The 19,836-nt window shown below is 28.5% G+C and carries 19 protein-coding genes; 6 read left to right on the top strand and 13 right to left on the bottom strand.

Features of this window, described 5'->3' with window-relative positions; genetic code table 11:
- The first annotated feature begins 272 nt into the window (after nt 1-272).
- Nucleotides 273-458 (top strand): hypothetical protein, encoded by a 186-nt coding sequence (locus ABY863_RS03820; RefSeq protein WP_372792941.1) that lies wholly within the window; start codon nt 273-275, stop codon nt 456-458.
- Nucleotides 459-609: 151 nt separating this feature from the next.
- Entirely contained in the window at nt 610-1,179 is a 570-nt protein-coding gene (locus ABY863_RS03815) for an acetate uptake transporter (RefSeq protein ID WP_372792940.1), read from the top strand.
- A 142-nt stretch (nt 1,180-1,321) separates the two neighbouring features.
- Here ABY863_RS03815 and ABY863_RS03810 read toward each other — a convergent pair whose 3' ends face one another.
- Both ABY863_RS03810 and ABY863_RS03805 read right to left on the bottom strand, forming a co-directional pair.
- Complete coding sequence (locus ABY863_RS03810; RefSeq protein WP_372792939.1) at nt 1,322-2,167, bottom strand: DMT family transporter; 846 nt, start codon at nt 2,165-2,167, stop codon at nt 1,322-1,324.
- A gap of 502 nt (nt 2,168-2,669) precedes the next feature.
- Nucleotides 2,670-3,110: a cold-shock protein gene (locus ABY863_RS03805; RefSeq protein ID WP_372792938.1), complete on the bottom strand. Its 441-nt coding sequence runs from the start codon at nt 3,108-3,110 to the stop codon at nt 2,670-2,672.
- 504 nt (nt 3,111-3,614) lie between these two features.
- Here ABY863_RS03805 and ABY863_RS03800 point away from each other — a divergent pair.
- Together ABY863_RS03800 and ABY863_RS03795 are read left to right on the top strand one after the other, a co-directional pair.
- Complete coding sequence (locus ABY863_RS03800; RefSeq protein WP_372792937.1) at nt 3,615-4,043, top strand: hypothetical protein; 429 nt, start codon at nt 3,615-3,617, stop codon at nt 4,041-4,043.
- Nucleotides 4,044-4,139: 96 nt separating this feature from the next.
- The gene (locus tag ABY863_RS03795) at nt 4,140-5,369 is read left to right on the top strand and encodes a glycosyltransferase family 4 protein (RefSeq protein WP_372792936.1); all 1,230 of its coding nucleotides are present in this window, start codon (nt 4,140-4,142) and stop codon (nt 5,367-5,369) included.
- A gap of 24 nt (nt 5,370-5,393) precedes the next feature.
- Here the strand turns inward: ABY863_RS03795 and ABY863_RS03790 are convergent, their stop codons facing one another.
- The 3 genes from ABY863_RS03790 to ABY863_RS03780 all read right to left on the bottom strand — a co-directional run bounded on the left by ABY863_RS03790 (nt 5,394) and on the right by ABY863_RS03780 (nt 8,007).
- Entirely contained in the window at nt 5,394-5,798 is a 405-nt protein-coding gene (locus ABY863_RS03790; protein ID WP_372792935.1) for an acyl-CoA thioesterase, read from the bottom strand.
- 533 nt (nt 5,799-6,331) lie between these two features.
- The gene (locus tag ABY863_RS03785) at nt 6,332-6,826 is read right to left on the bottom strand and encodes a CAP domain-containing protein (protein WP_372792934.1); all 495 of its coding nucleotides are present in this window, start codon (nt 6,824-6,826) and stop codon (nt 6,332-6,334) included.
- Nucleotides 6,827-7,560: 734 nt separating this feature from the next.
- Nucleotides 7,561-8,007, bottom strand: a complete 447-nt coding sequence (locus ABY863_RS03780) for a MarR family winged helix-turn-helix transcriptional regulator (protein ID WP_372792933.1) — start codon at nt 8,005-8,007, stop codon at nt 7,561-7,563.
- 450 nt (nt 8,008-8,457) lie between these two features.
- Between ABY863_RS03780 and ABY863_RS03775 the strand changes: the two genes are divergently transcribed.
- Nucleotides 8,458-8,862, top strand: coding sequence for a NifB/NifX family molybdenum-iron cluster-binding protein (locus ABY863_RS03775; RefSeq protein ID WP_372792932.1), 405 nt, complete (start codon nt 8,458-8,460; stop codon nt 8,860-8,862).
- A gap of 253 nt (nt 8,863-9,115) precedes the next feature.
- On the opposite strand, the gene ABY863_RS03770 is transcribed toward ABY863_RS03775, so the two are convergent.
- From ABY863_RS03770 to ABY863_RS03755, 4 genes are all read right to left on the bottom strand, one after another.
- Nucleotides 9,116-9,319 carry a hypothetical protein gene (locus ABY863_RS03770; protein WP_372792931.1) on the bottom strand — a complete coding sequence of 68 codons (204 nt, stop codon included), beginning with the start codon at nt 9,317-9,319 and terminating at the stop codon, nt 9,116-9,118.
- 16 nt (nt 9,320-9,335) lie between these two features.
- Complete coding sequence (locus ABY863_RS03765) at nt 9,336-9,980, bottom strand: DUF2202 domain-containing protein (protein ID WP_372792930.1); 645 nt, start codon at nt 9,978-9,980, stop codon at nt 9,336-9,338.
- 182 nt (nt 9,981-10,162) lie between these two features.
- Entirely contained in the window at nt 10,163-11,932 is a 1,770-nt protein-coding gene (gene typA, locus ABY863_RS03760; protein WP_372792929.1) for a translational GTPase TypA, read from the bottom strand.
- A 343-nt stretch (nt 11,933-12,275) separates the two neighbouring features.
- Nucleotides 12,276-13,442 (bottom strand): proline dehydrogenase family protein, encoded by a 1,167-nt coding sequence (locus ABY863_RS03755; RefSeq protein ID WP_372792928.1) that lies wholly within the window; start codon nt 13,440-13,442, stop codon nt 12,276-12,278.
- Between the two features lie 87 nt (nt 13,443-13,529).
- On the opposite strand from ABY863_RS03755, the gene aroB reads away from it, so the two are divergent.
- Complete coding sequence (aroB, locus tag ABY863_RS03750; protein ID WP_372792927.1) at nt 13,530-14,597, top strand: 3-dehydroquinate synthase; 1,068 nt, start codon at nt 13,530-13,532, stop codon at nt 14,595-14,597.
- Here aroB and bshA read toward each other — a convergent pair.
- The 4 genes from bshA to dnaB form a co-directional block, all read right to left on the bottom strand.
- Nucleotides 14,594-15,727, bottom strand: coding sequence for an N-acetyl-alpha-D-glucosaminyl L-malate synthase BshA (gene bshA, locus ABY863_RS03745; RefSeq protein ID WP_372792926.1), 1,134 nt, complete (start codon nt 15,725-15,727; stop codon nt 14,594-14,596). The genes aroB and bshA overlap by 4 nt on opposite strands.
- Before the next feature lie 184 nt (nt 15,728-15,911).
- On the bottom strand, nt 15,912-16,757 hold the full coding sequence (locus tag ABY863_RS03740) for a transketolase (RefSeq protein ID WP_372792925.1): 846 nt from the start codon (nt 16,755-16,757) through the stop codon (nt 15,912-15,914).
- A gap of 94 nt (nt 16,758-16,851) precedes the next feature.
- Entirely contained in the window at nt 16,852-18,066 is a 1,215-nt protein-coding gene (locus ABY863_RS03735; RefSeq protein WP_372792950.1) for an asparagine synthetase B, read from the bottom strand.
- A 73-nt stretch (nt 18,067-18,139) separates the two neighbouring features.
- Complete coding sequence (gene dnaB, locus ABY863_RS03730) at nt 18,140-19,657, bottom strand: replicative DNA helicase (protein ID WP_372792924.1); 1,518 nt, start codon at nt 19,655-19,657, stop codon at nt 18,140-18,142.
- Nucleotides 19,658-19,836: the final 179 nt, after the last annotated feature.

Here is a 19,836-nt window from a genome sequence, read left to right as displayed (position 1 = left end):
CAGCTTTAATTTGATCTAATAAAGTCTTTGAAATAACTGTTTTGCTCATATTTTACAATTCAAAATTTAAAGATCAAACTTAATGATTTAAATTTAAATAAATAATTTCATTTCACCACATTCTACTTCCCTCCTTTTTATCTGTCAGCATAAATAAGTGTTACTTTACTTTTCTAAGAAGTTTTAAAGATAAAAAAATTGCTTTTCAAAAGCGAAGTAACCCTTCGGCTAAAAGCTCAGAAAATATTGTTGAGCAAATTTCATTTTATAATTTGATTGAAACGAATTCAAAACAGACCGATTTAACGATTATAGGAGTTCCTAATTATAAAATCGATAAACAAGCTGAATATGTTTTAAAAACAAGTCATTTGTTTGAAACCATTGGCTCTGCTCTTTTGGTAAAAGCCGCCAATAACTTCAATGAATTAGATTTAGATTTTACTAAATATAAATAGGATTTATTTATGTACTGATGCATTCATTATTTTATAAATGTGAAGCTTATAACCCTTCGAAAACGCTATCGTAATTAATTAAATTAAGTGACAAATATCACTAATTATTTAAAGGGATTGTAAGTATTTTGCGCATCTTTAAAAAAAATTTATGAGTACAGTAAAATTAGGAAATCCAGCTGTTGTTGGATTGGCAGGATTTGGTTTAACTACTTTATTATTACAATTTCATAATTTAGGTTTGTGCGGTTTAGGTCCTGTGGTTTCTATGGGATTTATCTTTGGTGGATTAGCACAGATGATTGCTGGTTTTATGGAACAAAAAACAGGTAATAATTTTGGATTCGCTGCATTTTCAAGTTTTGGTGCCTTTTGGATTGGACTTGGTGTAATTTGGATTTTAAATTATTTTCAAATTTATACATCTTCAGGAACTGATGTTGGTTTTTACCTAGTTGCTTGGACGCTTTTAACACTAATTTTTTGGATAGGTTCTTTATTTATCCATACAGCAATGGCATTTACATTTACAGCACTTCTTATAGGATTTATTCTCTTAGACTTGGCTCATTTTGGATTTCCACAATTAACAACCGTTGCTGCGTATGTACTAATAATTTGTGCTTTAGGTGCTTGGTATATGATGGGAGCCATAATTATTAATGATGTTGCTGGAAAAAATATTTTAAAGGTAGGTAAGCCTTGGATAAAAATTAAATAGTTAACTATAACTATATTTTATATTTGGCATTGTTCTAAATAGAGCAATGCTTTTTTTTAAAGTAATTTACGAATTTAACAGTTTTAAATAAGTCAATTAATATGAAGGTTTCATGAAATACTTTATATATAATTCAAAATAATTATTTTTCCATATGACCTTTATAAAATACATTTAATATTAAAGATCCTATAATCATAGCGATACCTAATAAACTCCAAAATGTATAAACTTCATTAAATAAGAATAAACCAAATAATACTGTAAAAATTACTTCAACATATTTAACGGGTGCCACTTGGTTGGTTTTGCCAGTTTGAAAAGCCTTTGTCATGTTTAATTGTCCATAATAACCAAAAACACCTAGGCTAAATAACAAGAGCCATTCAATTCCTTCAGGATTCACCCAGTTTTTAATAGATAAAACACCACCTACTAAAGTTGCAATTACCATAAAATAATTAACAACAACAACGGGATGTTCACTTTTTCCAATTTTAGTAATAATGATGTATACCAATCCACTTGTTACGGAAGCAATTAACACCAATATAAGACCAAAAGTATTTATTTGGGAATCTAAACCTTTTAATATGAGCACGCCTACAAATGCCATTATAAAAAACAACCATTGCAAAGGCCATATTTTTTCCTTCATAAAAATTACAGCAAAAATACCTGCAAAAATGGGTGCTAAATATCTCAAAGAAACTGCAGTACCAACAGATAAATATTTTATTGACATAAAAAAAAGTGTCATAGAAATTACGCCTGCCAAACCTCTAATTATCAATATTTTTTTATTATTTCCAAGAATTGGAATACCTTCTTTTAAAAGAAACCCAAAGGTAAAAAACAAGGAGCTTGCAGATCTGAAAAATACAATTTGAAATGCATTTACATGTACTAAGTATTTTACTATAACATTCATACATGCAAAAGCTAGAGTGCTAATAAGCATGTGTTTTATGGCTTTTTTAAGAGCCATAATATTGCTTGTATGAAATTGTCATTATAATTTTAAATATTTAGAAGATAGGTCTAACAGAATTATAGTTATTTTGTAAAAATATTTTAACCTGTGAAAATTTATTCAAAAGTAATACTTATTCTAAGTAATAAGGCCTTTTATGACAAATAAAACACTCTAATAATTGTTAGATTTCAATACAAATATAAACGTCTTCCCCACTTTTATTAATAAATATAATAAGTACTTAATTAACATTACGGAAGAATTTTTTATGTTAAAATTTTCATGAAATAAAAAATTAAACTTTGCTTTTAGTCTAATGAAGACTTACAGAATTCTCAAACTCTAAAATAAAAAAACAGAAGTAAAGAATTTTAACAAATTTCAGCTTTACTTACGGTAAAATCTTGATATGTATTTATGCAAAAAAAACCAGAGAATTAACTTCTCTGGTTTTTTGTGAATTTATAATGACTTTAAACTATTTAAGGATGAGTCATTAAAGAAAGGTTTAAAATTAAACTTTCTTTACTCTAACTGCATTCATACCTTTTAAACCACGCTCTAATTCAAAAGTTACTTTGTCATTTTCTTTTACATCTTCTAATAATCCACTAACGTGAACAAAATATTTTTCTTGAGAAGTGGTATCGATAATAAAACCAAAACCTTTAGAAGTGTCAAAGAAAGAAACTTTTCCTACCTTATCTGCTACTTCTTCTACTTCTCTATCTTCTTTTTTAGGTATTCCTATTTCAATAGTTGAAGCATCCACTTTAATTTTTTTAGAAGGATCCATTGGGGTATCAGTAAGCTGTCCAAATTCATCAACATAAATAAACTCATTCTCCTGTCCACTAGCTTTACGCTCTTCTTTCTTTAACAGTTTATCTTGTTTTTTCTTTAGACGTTTTTTTTCTCTTTCTTTTTTACCAAAGGTTTCTTGTGATCCAGCCATTAACTATTATATATTTTAAATTGTTTATTTTTTTGCAAATATAACATTTCAATTTCAATTTTTTAAAACTATTTAATTAAAATAGTTGTTTTTAATTGTTTAGAGCTAAAAAAGCCTATTTTTAATAGGACTTTTGTACCATTTACCGACAAATTAAAAGAAAAAGCTATAGCACTGTTAATATATTTAACATCTATACTTTGTATGTTAAAATAATACTTAACATTTCTTGTATGTAAAAAACAAGAAAGATGCATCTAAATTTTGTATGTATTTCATTAAAATAAATTTACAGCAATCAAAAACTTTAGCCTCTTTTCTTATCGCTTATAGATTTTTATTAAATGAATTTCAGATGAAAAATATATATAATCACAAAAATTACAACCCTGTTAAACTATTTTAGTAGTAAAGATGTTAATTTGCATAAATTCAAATATTTACTTAATTTTTGTTAAATTCTTTAATTTGAACAAAACTATATATTAATTTTAAATTCTAATTATGACAAATTCAATTAACAAACCAACACCAACTTTTTGGATTATTGGCATTGCCGCATTAATTTGGAATATTATGGGAGTTGCCGCTTATTTAGGACAAGCCTATATGACTGATGAAATTTTAGGAGCCTTACCTGAAAATGAACAAATATACTATAACAATATACCCGCTTGGGTTACTGCTGCTTTTGCAATTGCTGTTTTTGCAGGCTTAATTGGATGTTTTGCTCTTTTATTAAGAAAAAAATGGGCGGTAACTTTATTTGTTTTATCGTTATTAGCTGTTCTAATTCAGTTTATTTACAACTTTTTTATCCAAGATTATATGGAAGTTACAGCCTCTAAATTAATAATGCCAATAGTAGTTATTGGAATTGCTGTATTTTTAATTTGGTATTCTAAAAAATCAGAAGAAAAAGGGTGGATTTAATTTGTATTGAATTATAATAAACTATAAAAAACCTGAATTTAAAAATTCAGGTTTTTTATGCAGTAACTTTAATAACTTTATTATTTTTGAAGTCCTATGAAAAATTTACTAATTATTGGATTTGTTTGGCCAGAGCCCACATCTACTGCAGCGGGTTCTAGAATGCTTCAGCTTATTGAATTATTTCAACATGAAAATTATAAAATAACTTTTGTTTGTGCTGCATCAAAAACTAATAATTCTTATAATTTAGATAAATTAAATATTCAAACCATTGAAATTAAGCTAAATGACTCTAGCTTTGACTCCCTTATAGTGGACTTAAATCCAAACATTGTTTTATTTGACAGGTTCTTAATAGAAGAACAATTTGGATGGAGAATTGCTGAAAATTGTCCAAATGCGATACGAATATTAGATACTGAAGATTTGCATTTTTTAAGAAATGCTAGACAAATAGCTTATAAAAATAACACAGAAGTATCATTAGACTTGTTAATAAATGATTTAACAAAGCGTGAATTAGCAAGCATTTATCGCTGTGATTTAACACTTATTATTTCAAAATATGAAATGAATTTGTTGAAAAAAACATTTAAAGTTGATAAATCGCTTTTACAATATCTCCCTTTTTTATTGGATAGTTTAAATGTAGAATTGTTAAACTCCTATCCTACTTTCCACGATCGAAATCATTTTATGACTATTGGAAATTTTAAACACGAACCTAATTGGAATGCTGCTATCCATTTAAAAACAAACATCTGGCCTTTAATTAAACAAAAGTTACCTAACTCAAAAATGCTTGTTTATGGTGCTTATGCAACTGAAAAAGTATATCAATTAAACAATGAGAAAGAAGGCTTTTTAATAAAAGGTTGGGTTAAAAACTCAAGTGAAGTATTTAAGAGTGCTAAAGTATGCTTGGCTCCTCTTCAATTTGGAGCTGGATTAAAAGGTAAATTAATTGAAGCAATGCAGTGTGGAACTCCCAGTATTACTTCAACTATTGGATCTGAAGCAATGCACAATAAATTACCCTGGAATGGTTTTATAACGGATGATCCTAAAGAATTTGCTCTAAACGCAATTGAACTATACACAAATGAAAATCTATGGTTAAATGCTCAGCAAAATGGAATTAAAATTATAAACAATTGTTTTTTAAAAGAAAAACACCGGGAAAAATTACTTTGTAAAATTGAATTTCTCAATAAAAATATTGAAAAACATAGACTAAATAATTTTATAGGCACAATATTTATGCATCACACATTAAAAAGCACAAAATATATGGCCAAATGGATTGAAGAAAAAAATAAGTAATTACACTAAATTAGCGTTCATATTTTAGTCGTTTTTTAACTCTAAAACTTTTATTATTTCTAAAGGAATTCTTGAAGGTTTCATTGTCTTTTTATCTAATAAGCACCAAATAGTTTTAGCTTTTGCTATTACTTTTGAATCTTTTTTAATCTCAACAAAACGTTCAGATTTAACGCCATAAGAATTTCCAATCCAAGTATTTACAGTTATATTGTCATGTAATTTTGCCGATGAAATATAATCTATTTCATGTCTTAAAACTACCCATACATATAAAGCGTCTAAATTAGGATTACTCAATATACTCCAATGTTTTTGGGCCGCTTCTTGGACCCATTTAATATAATGAATGTTATTCACATGATTTAAATCATCAATCTCACTTTCATTCACAGTTAATGTGAAAGTAAATTTATTTAAATTTTCCATTTTAAAATTTAATGTATTAATAATAGTTGTAGAATTTAAAGAAACATCATAAAAATGAATTAAATTTAAGTAAAAAATAATTGGAATTATAATTCTTATAAATTACATTTACAAAACCTAAAAATAATTCAAGAATATTTAATCTTTTAACATTATTTACTAAATAAGGTTAAAAGATTTACAGTCGTGATAGATTGATTTTAAAGAAATTATCGTGGGGACGACAGTTTTTCAAGTATATTACGGCTGTTTTTTATGAAATTTATTTAAAGAAAAACAGTTGTAAACTAAATTCTTATTATACTACCGTTGTGGGGACGACAATTATAAGATTTTACAGCTGTTTTTTATTGTGGGGACAACAGTTTCTCTACTTTTAGAGTTTAATGCAATTTCTCATTGGCATAATTATTTTTCCGTATTTATTTTTAAATTGAAAATTTGGAGTTAATGTGTTTATGTAAATTCTTTCAATAATTATTTTTTTCCGAGGAATTTTTTCTATTAAAATCATAATTAATAAGTTTTACAGATTATTGTTTGATAAATATTTGTGTAAAATAATTTTTACCTTCATTATTTTGTTCAATAGAAATTCCAAAGTGTGTATAATCACTATTTTCTATAATTGCCCTATGAGCATCACTATTTAGCCAACCGTTTACAACACCACTTGAAGTGTTAAATCCATATGCTACATTTTCACCAACTGATAAAGCATTGGCTTTTAAAACTAAGTTTTCTTGTCTTTCAGCAAAATTATTGTGATTTACCAAATGTGTTTCCGCCATGTAAGTTGTATGTGATAATGCTACAGAAGATATGATGTTTAAGTTGGTTAAAGCTTGCAAGCCCAATTCTTCTCTATGAGCATTAACAAGGTCTAGTATTTCTAATTCCATAGTGGAATATTCTACTTTTACTTCATTTATTTCATTAAAATAAATTCCATCTTCTTCTTTAGAACAAGAAGTAATAAAAGTGCATACGAATGCAAATAATAGTAAATTAATTTTTAAAGATTTCATGATAATTGGGGTTAAGTTTGGATTTTTATTTTGGGATTTTAAAGTTTAAAAGACAGCCGCAATTATTATCGTACAAAACACCGTTGTGGGAAAGGTTTTCAGATTGATAAATATGTTGCGGCTGGTTTTAGTATTGTATTTATTTTTACTTAATTCTAAAAAGAATAATAAATTTTTAAAACCAATTAAAACAGAAGTAAATATATGTTTTAATAAGGAAGTTTTATTAAAACTAATTTCAAACACAATGCTATTGAATATAGCAAATACAGCTATTTTTTTAAAAAAAGTTAATGATTTTGAAATCATAATCTTTTGGGGTTTTGGGGGTTGATTTATTTATTGTTTTCTTAAAATTAAAGAGGCAGAAACAAAGTTCTTACTAACCATCTAACTATATAAAGCACTTTTCGGACTGCTTTTTTAGTATGTGACTACAGTGAGACCACCTCTTTGGATTGATTTATTTTTTACAAATTCTTACTAATTAATTTGTTCTTACTTTTTCAATCATGCTTATTAAAATATTTTGTTTTTTTAGATTTTGATATATCAAGGGTAATGATTTCAAATATTCAAAAAAACAATTTCATTTAGGGTTGATTTATTTATTCTTATATTTTTACTTTTTATTTTAATGTTAATAATCAATTTACTTTTTGACTTTTATGATATAATGTTTATGGGGTGATAAACATTATATCATATAAAAATCACTCGTGTTTGGGGTTGATTTATTTATTCCTAATTTTTTCCAATAATTTGTTTAGAGTTGAAATTTCATCGTTTGTTAAATTACCAACAATGTTATTTTGAAAATCTGTATGCAAAGTTTCAATCTCTTCCAATAAGCTTAAACCAGCATCTGTAATTCTGATTTCCACTTTCCTCCTATTTTCTTCACTTTGAACTCTTGTAATTAAACCTTTCAATCGTAATTTTTCAACTAAACGAGTTGTATTACTATTCTTACTTACCATTTCGGCTTGCAAGGTTAAAAGATTTGCAGGTTCACCTTTCAATACTCTTAAAGAACTTAATACTTGAAATTGTTGAATAGATAACGCATATTGCTTTAAATGATCTGAAAATTTTTCATTCATCCAATTACCTGTATGCAAAATATTTGCAATTGTTAAGTCAGGTAAATTTAGCTCATCATTTTTATTATTAATATTCAACTTCGGGGGGACAACAATTATCTATACTACTATTGTATATACATCAAATGTATATACAATTATTAAAATAAACAAATTTTTTTGTTAAAAACTTTTACTTTAGCCTGAATAAAAAGCTAAAAAAACAAATTTACCTTTCTTACATCATATAATTATTAAATAATATATTAGACCCATGATTATCAACATACTCAATTAAAATAGGGCTTTACTCTTCATTTTACACTCAAATTATTTCTTAAATTACACGAAAACTGATGAAGTTTAGTAATCTTAAAAAATATTTAAAAGATTAAACTATTTTTTTTTAAATTGTTAATAACTTTGAATTTTGTTAATAATAACAATATAAATATGAGTAAAATAATGGTCTAAATATGATTTAATGTAGTAACCTAAGTTGCAAAATACTCAAGTTATTAGAATTAAGTTTGTGTAAAACAAAATAATATGAAAACAATAGTTGCTGTTGCATCACAGAATAAAAAAATAATATTTGAACATGCAGGTAAGTGTAGAAATTTTTTAATATACACAATCAATGACACAAATATTGAAAGTAAAAATGTTTTAGAGCTTGCTAAAAATGAAACTTTGCATCATACTTCTCATAATGAAAATGGTATTTTTAATAGTTTCTTATCAGGCGTTGATATTTTATTGACACGAGGTATTGGTGAGGGTTTAGTTCAAAAATTAGCTAGAAATAATGTTGCATGCTATAAAATTGAAGAAATAGATCCTGATACTGCAATTGAAAAACTAATTAATGGAACATTAGAAGCTGTAGCGCCAGTTTCACATAATAAATCTGGATGCAATTGTAATTGCGAAGGTGGGCATGATCATTATTAATATTAAAAATTAATTTTATAAAAAAAGTTTTGCAGTAAAATTATTCTTCTTTGTTATTTATGATTTAATAAAAAATAGCTTCAGTTATTCCAAATTATTTTTTAAACTCACACAGTTTATAAGATGCTTCTTAAATAACAAAGATGAAGTTACTAGTTATTTAACTTTATATTTCCCATTCCTCTACCCTGCCCATTTCCCATACCATTTGCATGCTCATCATCAAAATTACTTTCAAACCATGCAGGTTTTTCTATTTCATTTTCAAAACATATTCTGCAATTTTAATTATCTCATCTTTATTAAAAGGTTGCTTAGGCATAACGTTAAACTGGTGTATAGTTCCACTCATTAAAGCGTTTTGTTCTATAGGGTTTAAAGCACAATTAGTTATTGCATCAACAAATTCTTCTTTTGTCTTATACGAAATCTTGTATCTTCTTTTTACTGCTTCCATAGGAGGAGCAATAATATTATTGTGTGATTGGGTAGTTATAGTAAGCTCCACAAAACTCAAAAGGACTGCTTATAATTTCGTTATATTCTTCTAATGATATATAAATAGGTGTATAAAGAGTATTATTAAGTTCTAATTGGTTTGTGAAATTTCGCATATGATTTCTAGATCCACATTCTAAAATTTCACATACTTCAATAATATCATCCTTATTTGATGTTAAACGAAGTTCTTTCAAATCCTTAATATCTAAATCTTCTATAATAGCTCCTACTATTAAAGCATCAACTAATGATTGGTCAGATTGCGCTATTAAACTATCATATAGATTTTGTAAAAGTTCATCTGTAAAAACACCTCTTTCTGTTGATGCTGGGTCGGCAATCTCATATTCATTTAACAATGTTAAAACATTATCCATATGTAGCTGCTCACTTTGTGAAATACCACTAAAAATGGGATCTTCATATTTATCAAATGAAAATAAATATACATCTCTTGCTAATTTTTCTTCTTCTCTTAAAAATTTTAAATCATCTATTTCTTGTTGAGATAGCTTTGTTTCTTGGGTAGTTACATTAATTTCATCAATGTCATCATTTTCTGAACAACTAATTAGTACAAAAAAAAACACTATGGTAAATAAAGTTAAATTTCTCATTATTTGTTTTTAATTTTTTATTTAACACTTTGACCATTTATAATTATAAAAGTTTGAAGTAATAGTGGTAACAAAAGTTACCCTACAACTTTTATGTGTATTTTAGATAAGTTACTGATTGTAAAGCATAAAAAAAGCTTCCACATTAATGGAAGCTTTTAAATAATTTATATGTTAAAAATTTACTTATACAAAATTTTACGCATTCTTAAACTAAGCGGAGTTACTTCTAAATATTCATCATCTTTAATATACTCCATACATTCTTCTAAAGAAAATTCTTTCTTTGGAGCAATATTAACGGCAGTATCTGTTCCTGATTTACGAACGTTTGTTAATTTTTTACCTTTCGTTAAATTAATAGACATATCATCTTGTCTATTATTTTCACCAACAATTTGTCCTTTGTAAATTTCCTGGTTTATATCAATAAAGAAAATACCTCTATCTCCCAGTTTATCAATTGAATAAGCTGTTGCTTTACCTGCATCTCCTGAAATTAAAGCTCCATTATTAGAAGTTGAAATTTCTCCTTTATATACATCAAAACCACGTAATCTATGATTGATAATAGCTTCTCCTTGTGTAGCTGTTAATATTTTATTACGTAAACCTATTAAACCACGTGAAGGAATATCAAATTCTAAATGTTGCATATCTCCTTTTGGTTCCATAACTAACATATCTCCTTTTCTAAGACTTACCAAGTTAATTGCTTTACTTGATAGTTCTTCAGGAACATTAATTACTAAAGTTTCATAAGGCTCACATTTAACACCATCAATTTCTTTTATAATAACTTGTGGACGACCAACTTGCATTTCATATCCTTCTCTACGCATTGTTTCAATTAACACTGATAAATGCAAAATTCCACGTCCAAACACATTAAATTTATCTTCTGTATCCGTATCTTCAACTCTAAGCGCTAAATTCTTTTCAGTTTCTTTGTACAATCTATCACGTAAGTGACGAGAGGTAACATATTTTCCTTCTTTTCCATAAAAAGGAGAATTATTAATTGTAAACAACATACTCATTGTAGGTTCATCTACTTTTAACCTTGGCAATGCTTCTGGGTTTTCTAAATCGGCAATAGTATCACCTATTTCAAATCCTTCAATACCAGTTATTGCACAAATATCTCCACTTCTTACTTTTGAAGCTCTATCTTTACCTAAGCCTTCAAAAGTATGTAATTCTTTAATTCTAACTTTTTTAAAGCTACCATCAGCTTTACATAACATATAATCTTTTCCTTCTTCTAAATCACCTCTAAAAACACGGCCAATTGCAATACGACCAACAAAAGATGTAAAATCTAATGACGTAATTTGCATTTGAGCTGTTCCTTCATAGTATGGAGATGCAGGAATATTTTCAATAATTGAATCTAATAAAGGAATAATATTATCTGTTTCATCTTTCCAGTCATAACTCATCCAACCTTGTTTAGCTGAACCATAAACTGAAGCGAAATTTAACTGTTCTTCAGTTGCATCTAAAGCAAACATTAAATCAAATACTTTATCATGAACTAAATCTGGTGTACAGTTTTGTTTGTCAACTTTATTGATAACAACAATAGGAGTTAATCCAAGTTCTAAAGCTTTTCCTAAAACAAAACGAGTTTGAGGCATTGGGCCTTCAAATGCATCAACTAATAATAATACACCATCAGCCATTTTTAAAACACGTTCAACTTCACCACCAAAATCAGCGTGACCAGGTGTGTCAATAACATTAATTTTTACACCTTTATATACGATAGAAACGTTTTTAGATAAAATTGTAATCCCTCTTTCACGTTCTAAATCATTATTATCTAATAATAATTCTGTTCTCACCTTGCGCTCATCTAGGATATGAGCTTGGTCAATAATTTTATCAACCAAAGTTGTTTTACCGTGGTCAACGTGAGCTATAATAGCTATGTTTCTGATAGATTGCATTTTCTTATTTTTTTTAGAGGCTGCAAAAGTAGTTGTTTTATTTCGTATAATATCACAAAAGTTAAAGAATGATAGATCTCATAAGAATTTAATTTTTAACTTGTTATGTTTATTCTTAAACTTTCTAATTATAAATCTATCAAAAGCATTGCAATATTAAACTGAAATTGGGTAATTATTAGGTGCAACCTTTCTATTTTAAGAATTTTTAGATCTTTTTGTTGTATAGATTTTTATATTAATGAGAACTTTTCAAAAAGGAATAATTCTATTTAGTTTATTTTATTAAAAAAGAAAAAGAGCTGGTAAATCAGCTCTTTTTCTTTTTTAATTTCTAATAAATTTATATTTTACGTCTAACTCGCTCACGTTTTAACAGTTCAAGTTCGCGATTTGTTTGACCTGCAACCGACGTATTTTCTTCGGCACGTCTAATTAAATAAGGCATCACATCTCTAACAGGTCCAAAAGGTAAATATTTAGCTACATTATAACCTTCTTTAGCTGAATTAAAACTTATATGATCACTCATTCCAAATAATTGACCAAACCAAATTCTCTTGTCGTCTTTTTCTAAATTATATTTTTCAATTAAATCCATTAATGAATATGAACTCTCTTCATTATGAGTTCCAGAAAAAACAGCCATTTCTTCAATGTTGTTAATCATGTATTCTTGAACATCATTGTACATTTTATCTGTAGCTGCTTTATTAGCACAAATTGGATCTTTATAACCATATTCTTCAGCTCGTTCACGCTCTTTTTCCATGTAAGCTCCACGAACTAATTTCATGCCAATTTTAAATCCTTGTTCTTTAGAACGTTCATGTAATTTCTTTAAATAATCAAAACGATCCCAACGATATAACTGTAAGGTACCAAAAACAATAACTTTTTCTTTATTGTATTTTACCATCATTTCTTCAATTAAGTCATCAGCTGCAGCTTGCATCCATGTTTCTTCTGCGTCAATTAGAAGTGGTATACCAGCTTCAAATGCCGCTTTGCTTACGGTATCATATCTTTCTTTTATACGCTTCCACTCTACTTCTTCGTGAGCATCTAATTTTTCTCCTTCAGTTATTTTCTGATAAATTTTTAACCTTCCAAAACCTGTTGGCTTAAATACAGCAAATGGTAAACTTACTTTTTCTTTGCCAAATTTAATGGTGTTAAGTGTTTTTTCCATTGCCAAATCAAAATGCTCTTCAACTTCTTTTCCTTCGGCTGAATAATCTAAGACAGAATGTACGTTTTTAGTGTACATTTTATCAATAATTGGCATACAATCAGTCTCTGTTACACCACCACAAAAATGGTCAAAAACAGTAGCTCGAATAATACCTTCAACAGGTAAATAAGCTTTTAATGCAAACTTAGTTAAGGTAGTTCCAATTTTAACTAATGGTTGTCTTTTTATCATTTCAAACAAATAATAAGCTCTATCAAGCTCAGAATTTGATTTTATAGCAAATGCTACTTCAGTATTATCAAATAATTTTCTCATTATCTATTATAATTTATACAAAGATACTTGGTAACAGTTTATTTTTTCATTTTTTTACCCTTAATTTGCACTAAAATATTATCCGAAATGACACCTATTCTATCCAATAATTATTACGTGAATTTTAAAGAAGATGCTTATACTAAACTGAATAAATATATTTCAGATTATAAGCCTTCAACTATTTTTATTTTAGTTGATGAAAACACAGGTAATGATTGCCTTCCTTTATTGCTTGAACAAATTGAAACGGAACAAACCATTGAAATAATAGAAATAGAGTCGGGCGAAGAAAATAAAAACCTTGATACTTGTTCTGGTGTTTGGAATGCTTTAACTGAGCTTGGTGCTGATAGAAAAAGTTTACTTTTAAACTTAGGTGGTGGTGTAATTACAGATTTGGGCGGATTTGTAGCTTCAACTTACAAACGCGGCATCTCTTTTATAAATATTCCTACAACTTTATTAAGTATGGTTGACGCTTCAGTTGGTGGTAAAACAGGTGTTGATTTAGGTGTTTTAAAAAATCAAATTGGATTATTTTCAGATCCAGAAATGGTTATTATTGATTCTCATTATTTAGAAACTGTTTCAAAGCGTGAACTGCGTTCAGGTTTAGCTGAAATAATTAAGTATGGAATAACTTATGATGCTAAAATTTGGGACGAAATCAATAATTTTCAAGATTTAAGTATCCCTAATTTAAGTAGTTTAATACATCGTTCTATTGAAATTAAAAACGAAGTAGTTACCCAAGACCCAAAAGAAGCAGGGATACGCAAAGTATTAAATTTTGGACATACATTGGGACATGCAATTGAATCGTATTTTTTAGAATCTGAAGACAAAGAAAACTTAACTCACGGTGAAGCTATTGCTATTGGAATGATTACCGAATCTTATATTTCAGAAATTTTACTAGGTTTCCCTTCTGAAGGATTGAAAAATATAAAAAAATCAATTATTAATATCTTTGGAAAAGTGTTAATTGAATCCTCAGATTATGAAGCAATTATAGAACTTTTAATTCACGATAAAAAGAATGTTGCAGGACAAGTGAATTTTGTGCTATTAACTAATTTTGAGAATTACAAATTAGATTGCAAAGTTGAAAAATCACTAATAATTGAAGCGTTAAATTATTATAATTCTTAACAACAATTTTTAATTAATTCTCTATAAACTTCTTTATAGGCAGGTAAAACATTTTCTAAACTAAATTGTTTTGCTTGGTTTAAGGCATTTTGTTTAAATTGTTGAAGTCTCTCTAAATCTTTTAATATATAGATACCATTTTTAGCCATATCATCCGTATCTCCAACATTACTCAAAAAACCTGTAACACCATTTATATTTACTTCTGGCAAACCTCCTGAATTTGTTGAGATAACAGGTGTTCTTGCTGCCATAGCCTCTAAAGCTGCCAAACCAAAACTCTCTGTTTCTGAAGGTAATAAAAACAAATCCGAATAACAAAGTAGCTTATTAACTTCGTTACTATTACCCATAAAAAGAACTTTGTCTAATATTCCTAAATTTTTAGCTTGAAACTCAATATGCTCTCTATCAGGCCCTTCACCAACCAGTAGTAATTTTGAAGGAATTTCTTTTTGAATTTTATAAAAAATATCAATAACATCGGCAGCTCTTTTCACTGGACGCAAGTTACTAATATGCGTAATAATTCGCTCATTTTCATTGGCTATTGTATGTCTTTTACAATCATCCGAACCAATTTCAGGGTATTGCTCAAAATCAATAAAATTATGAATCACTTTTATATCTTTCCTAATTTTGAATAGTCGCAAAGTATCTTTCTTTAAACTTTCTGATACTGTGGTTACTACATCAGAATTATTAATACTAAACTCCACAGCTGTTTTATAATTTGGATGACTTCCTACCAGCGTAATATCAGTTCCGTGCAAAGTAGTAACTACTTTAATATCAATTCCTTTTTCTTTCAACATTTGTTTTGCCATATACGCTGCGTATGCGTGAGGAATTGCATAATGAACATGTAAAATTTCTAAGCCATACATTTCTACAACTTCAACCATTTTACTAGACAACGCTAATTCATAAGGTTGAAAATGGAATAAAGGATATTCTTCAACGAAAACTTCATGAAAGTGAATGTCATTTGCAATTAAATCTAACCTTACAGGTTGTTTATACGTTATAAAATGTACTTGGTGTCCTCTTTCTGCTAAAGCCATTCCTAATTCGGTTGCTACTACTCCACTTCCTCCAAATGTTGGATAACAAACAATTCCTATTTTCATAAATATTAATTCAAAAATTATTGTTGAAAAATTGAAAAACAATTCCAATTATCATAAAAACTAAACCAGTCGTAAATATAAAAGTATTCTTACAAAATTATGATTTGAGACTTATAAATATATCATAAAAAAACCTCCTTCAACAATAATGAAAGAGGTTTTATAATTTATAACTAAAATATTACTAATAATCTCCTAAAGTTTCCGGATTTTGGTTTAAAGCATTTTCTAGTTGAGCATCACTAGGCGCTTTTCCGTGCCAAGCATGTGTATGCATCATAAAATCAATCCCATTACCCATTTCAGTATGTAATAAAATACACACTGGTTTCCCTTTTCCTGTTAGCAATTTAGCTTCTGCTAAACCTTTTTTAATACTTTCAACATCATTTCCTTTTTCTACATCTAAAACTAACCAGCCAAAAGCTTCAAATTTAGCTCTTAAATCTCCCAATGGCATTACGTCATTTGTTGCACCATCAATTTGTTGTTTATTATAATCTACAGTTGCAATGTAATTATCCACATTTTTACCTGCAGCATACATGATTGCTTCCCAATTTTGACCTTCTTGCAATTCACCATCTCCGTGTAAAGAATACACTAATTTGGTATCTCCATTTAGTTTTTTTGCTTGGGCAGCACCTAAAGAAACACTCATTCCTTGTCCCAATGAACCTGAAGCAATTCTTACTCCTGGCAAACCTTCGTGTGTTGTTGGATGCCCTTGTAAACGTGTGTTTAATTTTCTAAAAGTTGCTAATTCAGCAACTGGAAAAAAACCACTTCTTGCTAAAACACTATAATAAACAGGAGAAATATGACCGTTTGATAAAAAGAATAAATCTTCATTTTTACCGTCCATTGTAAAATCAGTAGAGTACTCCATTACTTCTTGAAACAGTACCGTTAAAAATTCATTACACCCTAATGAACCACCTGGATGCCCAGATTGTACAGCGTGTACCATTCTAACTATATCTCTTCTTGTTTGTTGTGCGAAATCTTGCAGTTCTTGTGTAGTTGCCATTGTTTATTATTTAATTTAAAGCAGCAAAAATAGTGTTTTTGAAGCTTGAAATACTAAAATTATAAAATAAAGTTATTGCTGCATTATCAACAAATTATGTTTTTTGTTTTTTCTTTTTAGCAGCTGGAAATAACACGTTGTTTAAAATTAAACGATATCCCGGAGAATTTGGATGCAAATCTAGTTCTGTTTTAGGATCACCAACTCTATGCTGGTAATCTTCAGGATCGTGACCGCCGTAAAAAGTAAACATTCCTTTTCCTTTTACTCCATGAATATAACGCGCTTCCCTATTTGATTTATTTTCGCCTAATACCAATACATTTGACTTTACAGATTCCCTTTCAAACGATGTTGTTTGTCCCATAAAACCTTTAATAAGTTGTGTGTGATTTTGGCATAACATGGTTGGAATTGGATCCCATTTTGCTGAAAAGTCTTGTAACGAGAAATAATCTGAAGTACGTTTAATCTCAGATCTTTTCCGGGTCATATCAATTGATGAAAACTCGTATTCCATTGGATTCCTAACTAAAGTAAAGTCTTTAAAAGCCAATGTTTTAGTGAAATCAATTTTATTTTGATAGTCTATTTCAGAAGGATCTCCGTCAAACATAGTTTCACAAATATCCACGCCTTCCGCAGCTAAAGCAATATCAAAACTATCGGTTGCTGAACACATTGCAAACATAAAACCACCACCAATTACAAAATCTCTAATTTTAAAAGCAACGGCTAATTTTTCTTCCGAAACTTTAGAATATCCTAATTTACTTGCTAATTCTTCAGCATCTTTTTTTTGTTCAATATACCAAGGCGCTGTTTTATAAGCTCCATAAAATCGACCAAATTGACCTGTGAAATCTTCATGATGCAAATGCAACCATTCATATAATAGCAGTTTTTCTTCTAAAACTTCTTCATCATAAATTACATCAAAAGGAATTTCTGCGTATGTTAAAACCAGCGTAACTGCATCATCCCAAGGAAAATTACCTTTAGGAGAATACACTGCAATTTTGGGTGCTTTTTCTAACAATACAGCATCCATATTTTTTGATGGACTACTTATTTCTTCTAAAATTTGTGCTGCTTGCGTATCAGAAATTACATGATAAGTAACTCCTCTAATTTTGCATTCATTCCTTGTTGCCTCATTATCTTCTAGCAAAAAAGAACCTCCTTCATAATTTAACAACCATTTTGCAGTATTTCCCTGCTGTAAAGACCAAAAAGTAATTCCATAAGCCTTTAAATGATTGGTTTGTGTTACTTCATCCATAGGAATGAGGATGAATGACGCAAACATGGAATGCGAAATAAAAAGAAAAAAGAGTACTAAGGTTTTTATGAATTTTTTGTTATTCAATGTTACTTTTTTTTTAAAAAGGAAGACCACTATCATTTAAATCATCATGGACTCCAAATGCATCTGCCGGACTTGTCATATTATTTGATGAAATTGCATCATTCATTTTTGAATGAAATTCATTTCCAAAATCATCATCTAAATTGCTAAACTGTGCTAAATGCCCAGTAAATTTTAGTTTTATGTTTTCTAAACCACCATTTCTATGTTTTGCAACAATAAATTCAGCCTGTCCTTCACAAGGTGTTCTCTCTTCATCATCCCATTCTGTAAGTCCATAATATTCAGGACGATAAATAAATGAAACAATATCTGCATCTTGTTCAATAGCACCAGATTCACGTAAATCGGATAATAGCGGACGTTTATTTCCTCCACGAGTTTCAACGGCACGAGATAATTGAGAAAGTGCAATTACAGGAATTGCTAATTCTTTGGCTAGGGCTTTTAAATTTCGTGATATCATAGAAATTTCCTGCTCACGATTTCCAGAACTTGAAGTTCCAGCTGTCATTAATTGTAAATAATCAATTACAATTACTTTAATTCCATGTTGTGACGCTAAACGACGTGCTTTTGCTCTTAAATCGAAGATAGATAAAGAAGGTGTATCATCAATAAAAATTGGCGCATTTGATAAATTTTTAACTTTTACGTTTAACTGTTCCCATTCGTGTGGTTCTAAATTTCCTTTTCTTAATTTTCCTGAAGAAATTCCTGTTTCACTAGAAATCATACGCGTAATTAATTGAACTGAAGACATCTCTAATGAAAATATAGCTACAGGTGTATCAAAATCTATAGCCATATTTTTTGCCATAGACATTACAAATGCAGTTTTTCCCATACCAGGACGTGCAGCTAAAATAACTAAATCTGAAGGTTGCCAACCCGATGTTAACTCATCTAAACGAGTAAAACCAGTGGCAACACCACTCATCCCCTTTTTATTAGATATTTCTTGTATTTTTTTAATTGCCTGATTTACAAGTCCCTCGGCGCTTTCAGATCCTTTTTTAAGATTCCCTTGAGTTACTTCAAATAATTTTGATTCGGCATCATCTAGTAAATCAAAAACATCAACGGTTTCATCGTAAGCTTCTTCAATTATTTCAGCAGAAATAGAAATTAATTTTCGTTGTATGTATTTTTGAAGAATGATACGCGCATGAAATTCAATATGTGCCGATGAAGATACTTTTTGAGTAAGTCCTACTAAATAAAAATCACCACCTGCAGCGTCTAAATTATTTGTTTTTCGTAACTGATTTGCAACCGTTAATAAATCTGTAGGTTCTGAATTTTTGAATAAAGTAAAAATAGCGCCATAAATTAATTTATGTGATTCTTTATAGAAAACGTCGTCATGTAAAATATCAATTACATCATCAACTCCTTTTTTATCTATCATCATTGCGCCTAATACAGCCTCCTCTAAATCAAGTGCTTGTGGTGGAATTTTCCCTTTTTCAAGGTTAATTACAGTACTCTTTTTAAACTTATTAGATGGTATTGGTTGCAAATTTTTCACGCTAGTACTCGTTTATTAATTTATTAAATGAATTATTTTTGGGGAAATGAAACTATTAAATTTCACATTTTTTTTTTGATCAAAGCAAATGTAATTTTTATAACACAGTTTCACACCTAATTTTTAATTTTATTTGTGCACATATTTTGTTGACAAGTAACTATTTTGTTAATAACTTA

It is taken from the genome of Lutibacter sp., assembly GCF_041562875.1.
Lineage (GTDB): Bacteria > Bacteroidota > Bacteroidia > Flavobacteriales > Flavobacteriaceae > Lutibacter.
The sequence above is the reverse complement of the archived record's forward strand: the minus strand, read 5'-3'. Positions and strand labels throughout refer to the sequence as shown.

What these genes read in the sequence shown, in the direction of transcription:
- ABY863_RS03765 (WP_372792930.1), bottom strand. Translation starts at nt 9,980, where the DNA reads ATGAGAAATTTAACTTTATTTACCATAGTGTTTTTTTTTGTACTAATT.
- ABY863_RS03785 (WP_372792934.1), bottom strand. Translation starts at nt 6,826, where the DNA reads ATGAAATCTTTAAAAATTAATTTACTATTATTTGCATTCGTATGCACT.
- ABY863_RS03755 (WP_372792928.1), bottom strand. Translation starts at nt 13,442, where the DNA reads ATGAGAAAATTATTTGATAATACTGAAGTAGCATTTGCTATAAAATCA.
- typA (WP_372792929.1), bottom strand. Translation starts at nt 11,932, where the DNA reads ATGCAATCTATCAGAAACATAGCTATTATAGCTCACGTTGACCACGGT.
- ABY863_RS03795 (WP_372792936.1), top strand. Translation starts at nt 4,140, where the DNA reads ATGAAAAATTTACTAATTATTGGATTTGTTTGGCCAGAGCCCACATCT.
- ABY863_RS03770 (WP_372792931.1), bottom strand. Translation starts at nt 9,319, where the DNA reads ATGGAAGCAGTAAAAAGAAGATACAAGATTTCGTATAAGACAAAAGAA.
- ABY863_RS03810 (WP_372792939.1), bottom strand. Translation starts at nt 2,167, where the DNA reads ATGGCTCTTAAAAAAGCCATAAAACACATGCTTATTAGCACTCTAGCT.
- aroB (WP_372792927.1), top strand. Translation starts at nt 13,530, where the DNA reads ATGACACCTATTCTATCCAATAATTATTACGTGAATTTTAAAGAAGAT.
- ABY863_RS03805 (WP_372792938.1), bottom strand. Translation starts at nt 3,110, where the DNA reads ATGGCTGGATCACAAGAAACCTTTGGTAAAAAAGAAAGAGAAAAAAAA.
- ABY863_RS03740 (WP_372792925.1), bottom strand. Translation starts at nt 16,757, where the DNA reads ATGGCAACTACACAAGAACTGCAAGATTTCGCACAACAAACAAGAAGA.
- bshA (WP_372792926.1), bottom strand. Translation starts at nt 15,727, where the DNA reads ATGAAAATAGGAATTGTTTGTTATCCAACATTTGGAGGAAGTGGAGTA.
- ABY863_RS03790 (WP_372792935.1), bottom strand. Translation starts at nt 5,798, where the DNA reads ATGGAAAATTTAAATAAATTTACTTTCACATTAACTGTGAATGAAAGT.
- ABY863_RS03800 (WP_372792937.1), top strand. Translation starts at nt 3,615, where the DNA reads ATGACAAATTCAATTAACAAACCAACACCAACTTTTTGGATTATTGGC.
- ABY863_RS03815 (WP_372792940.1), top strand. Translation starts at nt 610, where the DNA reads ATGAGTACAGTAAAATTAGGAAATCCAGCTGTTGTTGGATTGGCAGGA.
- ABY863_RS03735 (WP_372792950.1), bottom strand. Translation starts at nt 18,066, where the DNA reads ATGTTTGCGTCATTCATCCTCATTCCTATGGATGAAGTAACACAAACC.
- ABY863_RS03775 (WP_372792932.1), top strand. Translation starts at nt 8,458, where the DNA reads ATGAAAACAATAGTTGCTGTTGCATCACAGAATAAAAAAATAATATTT.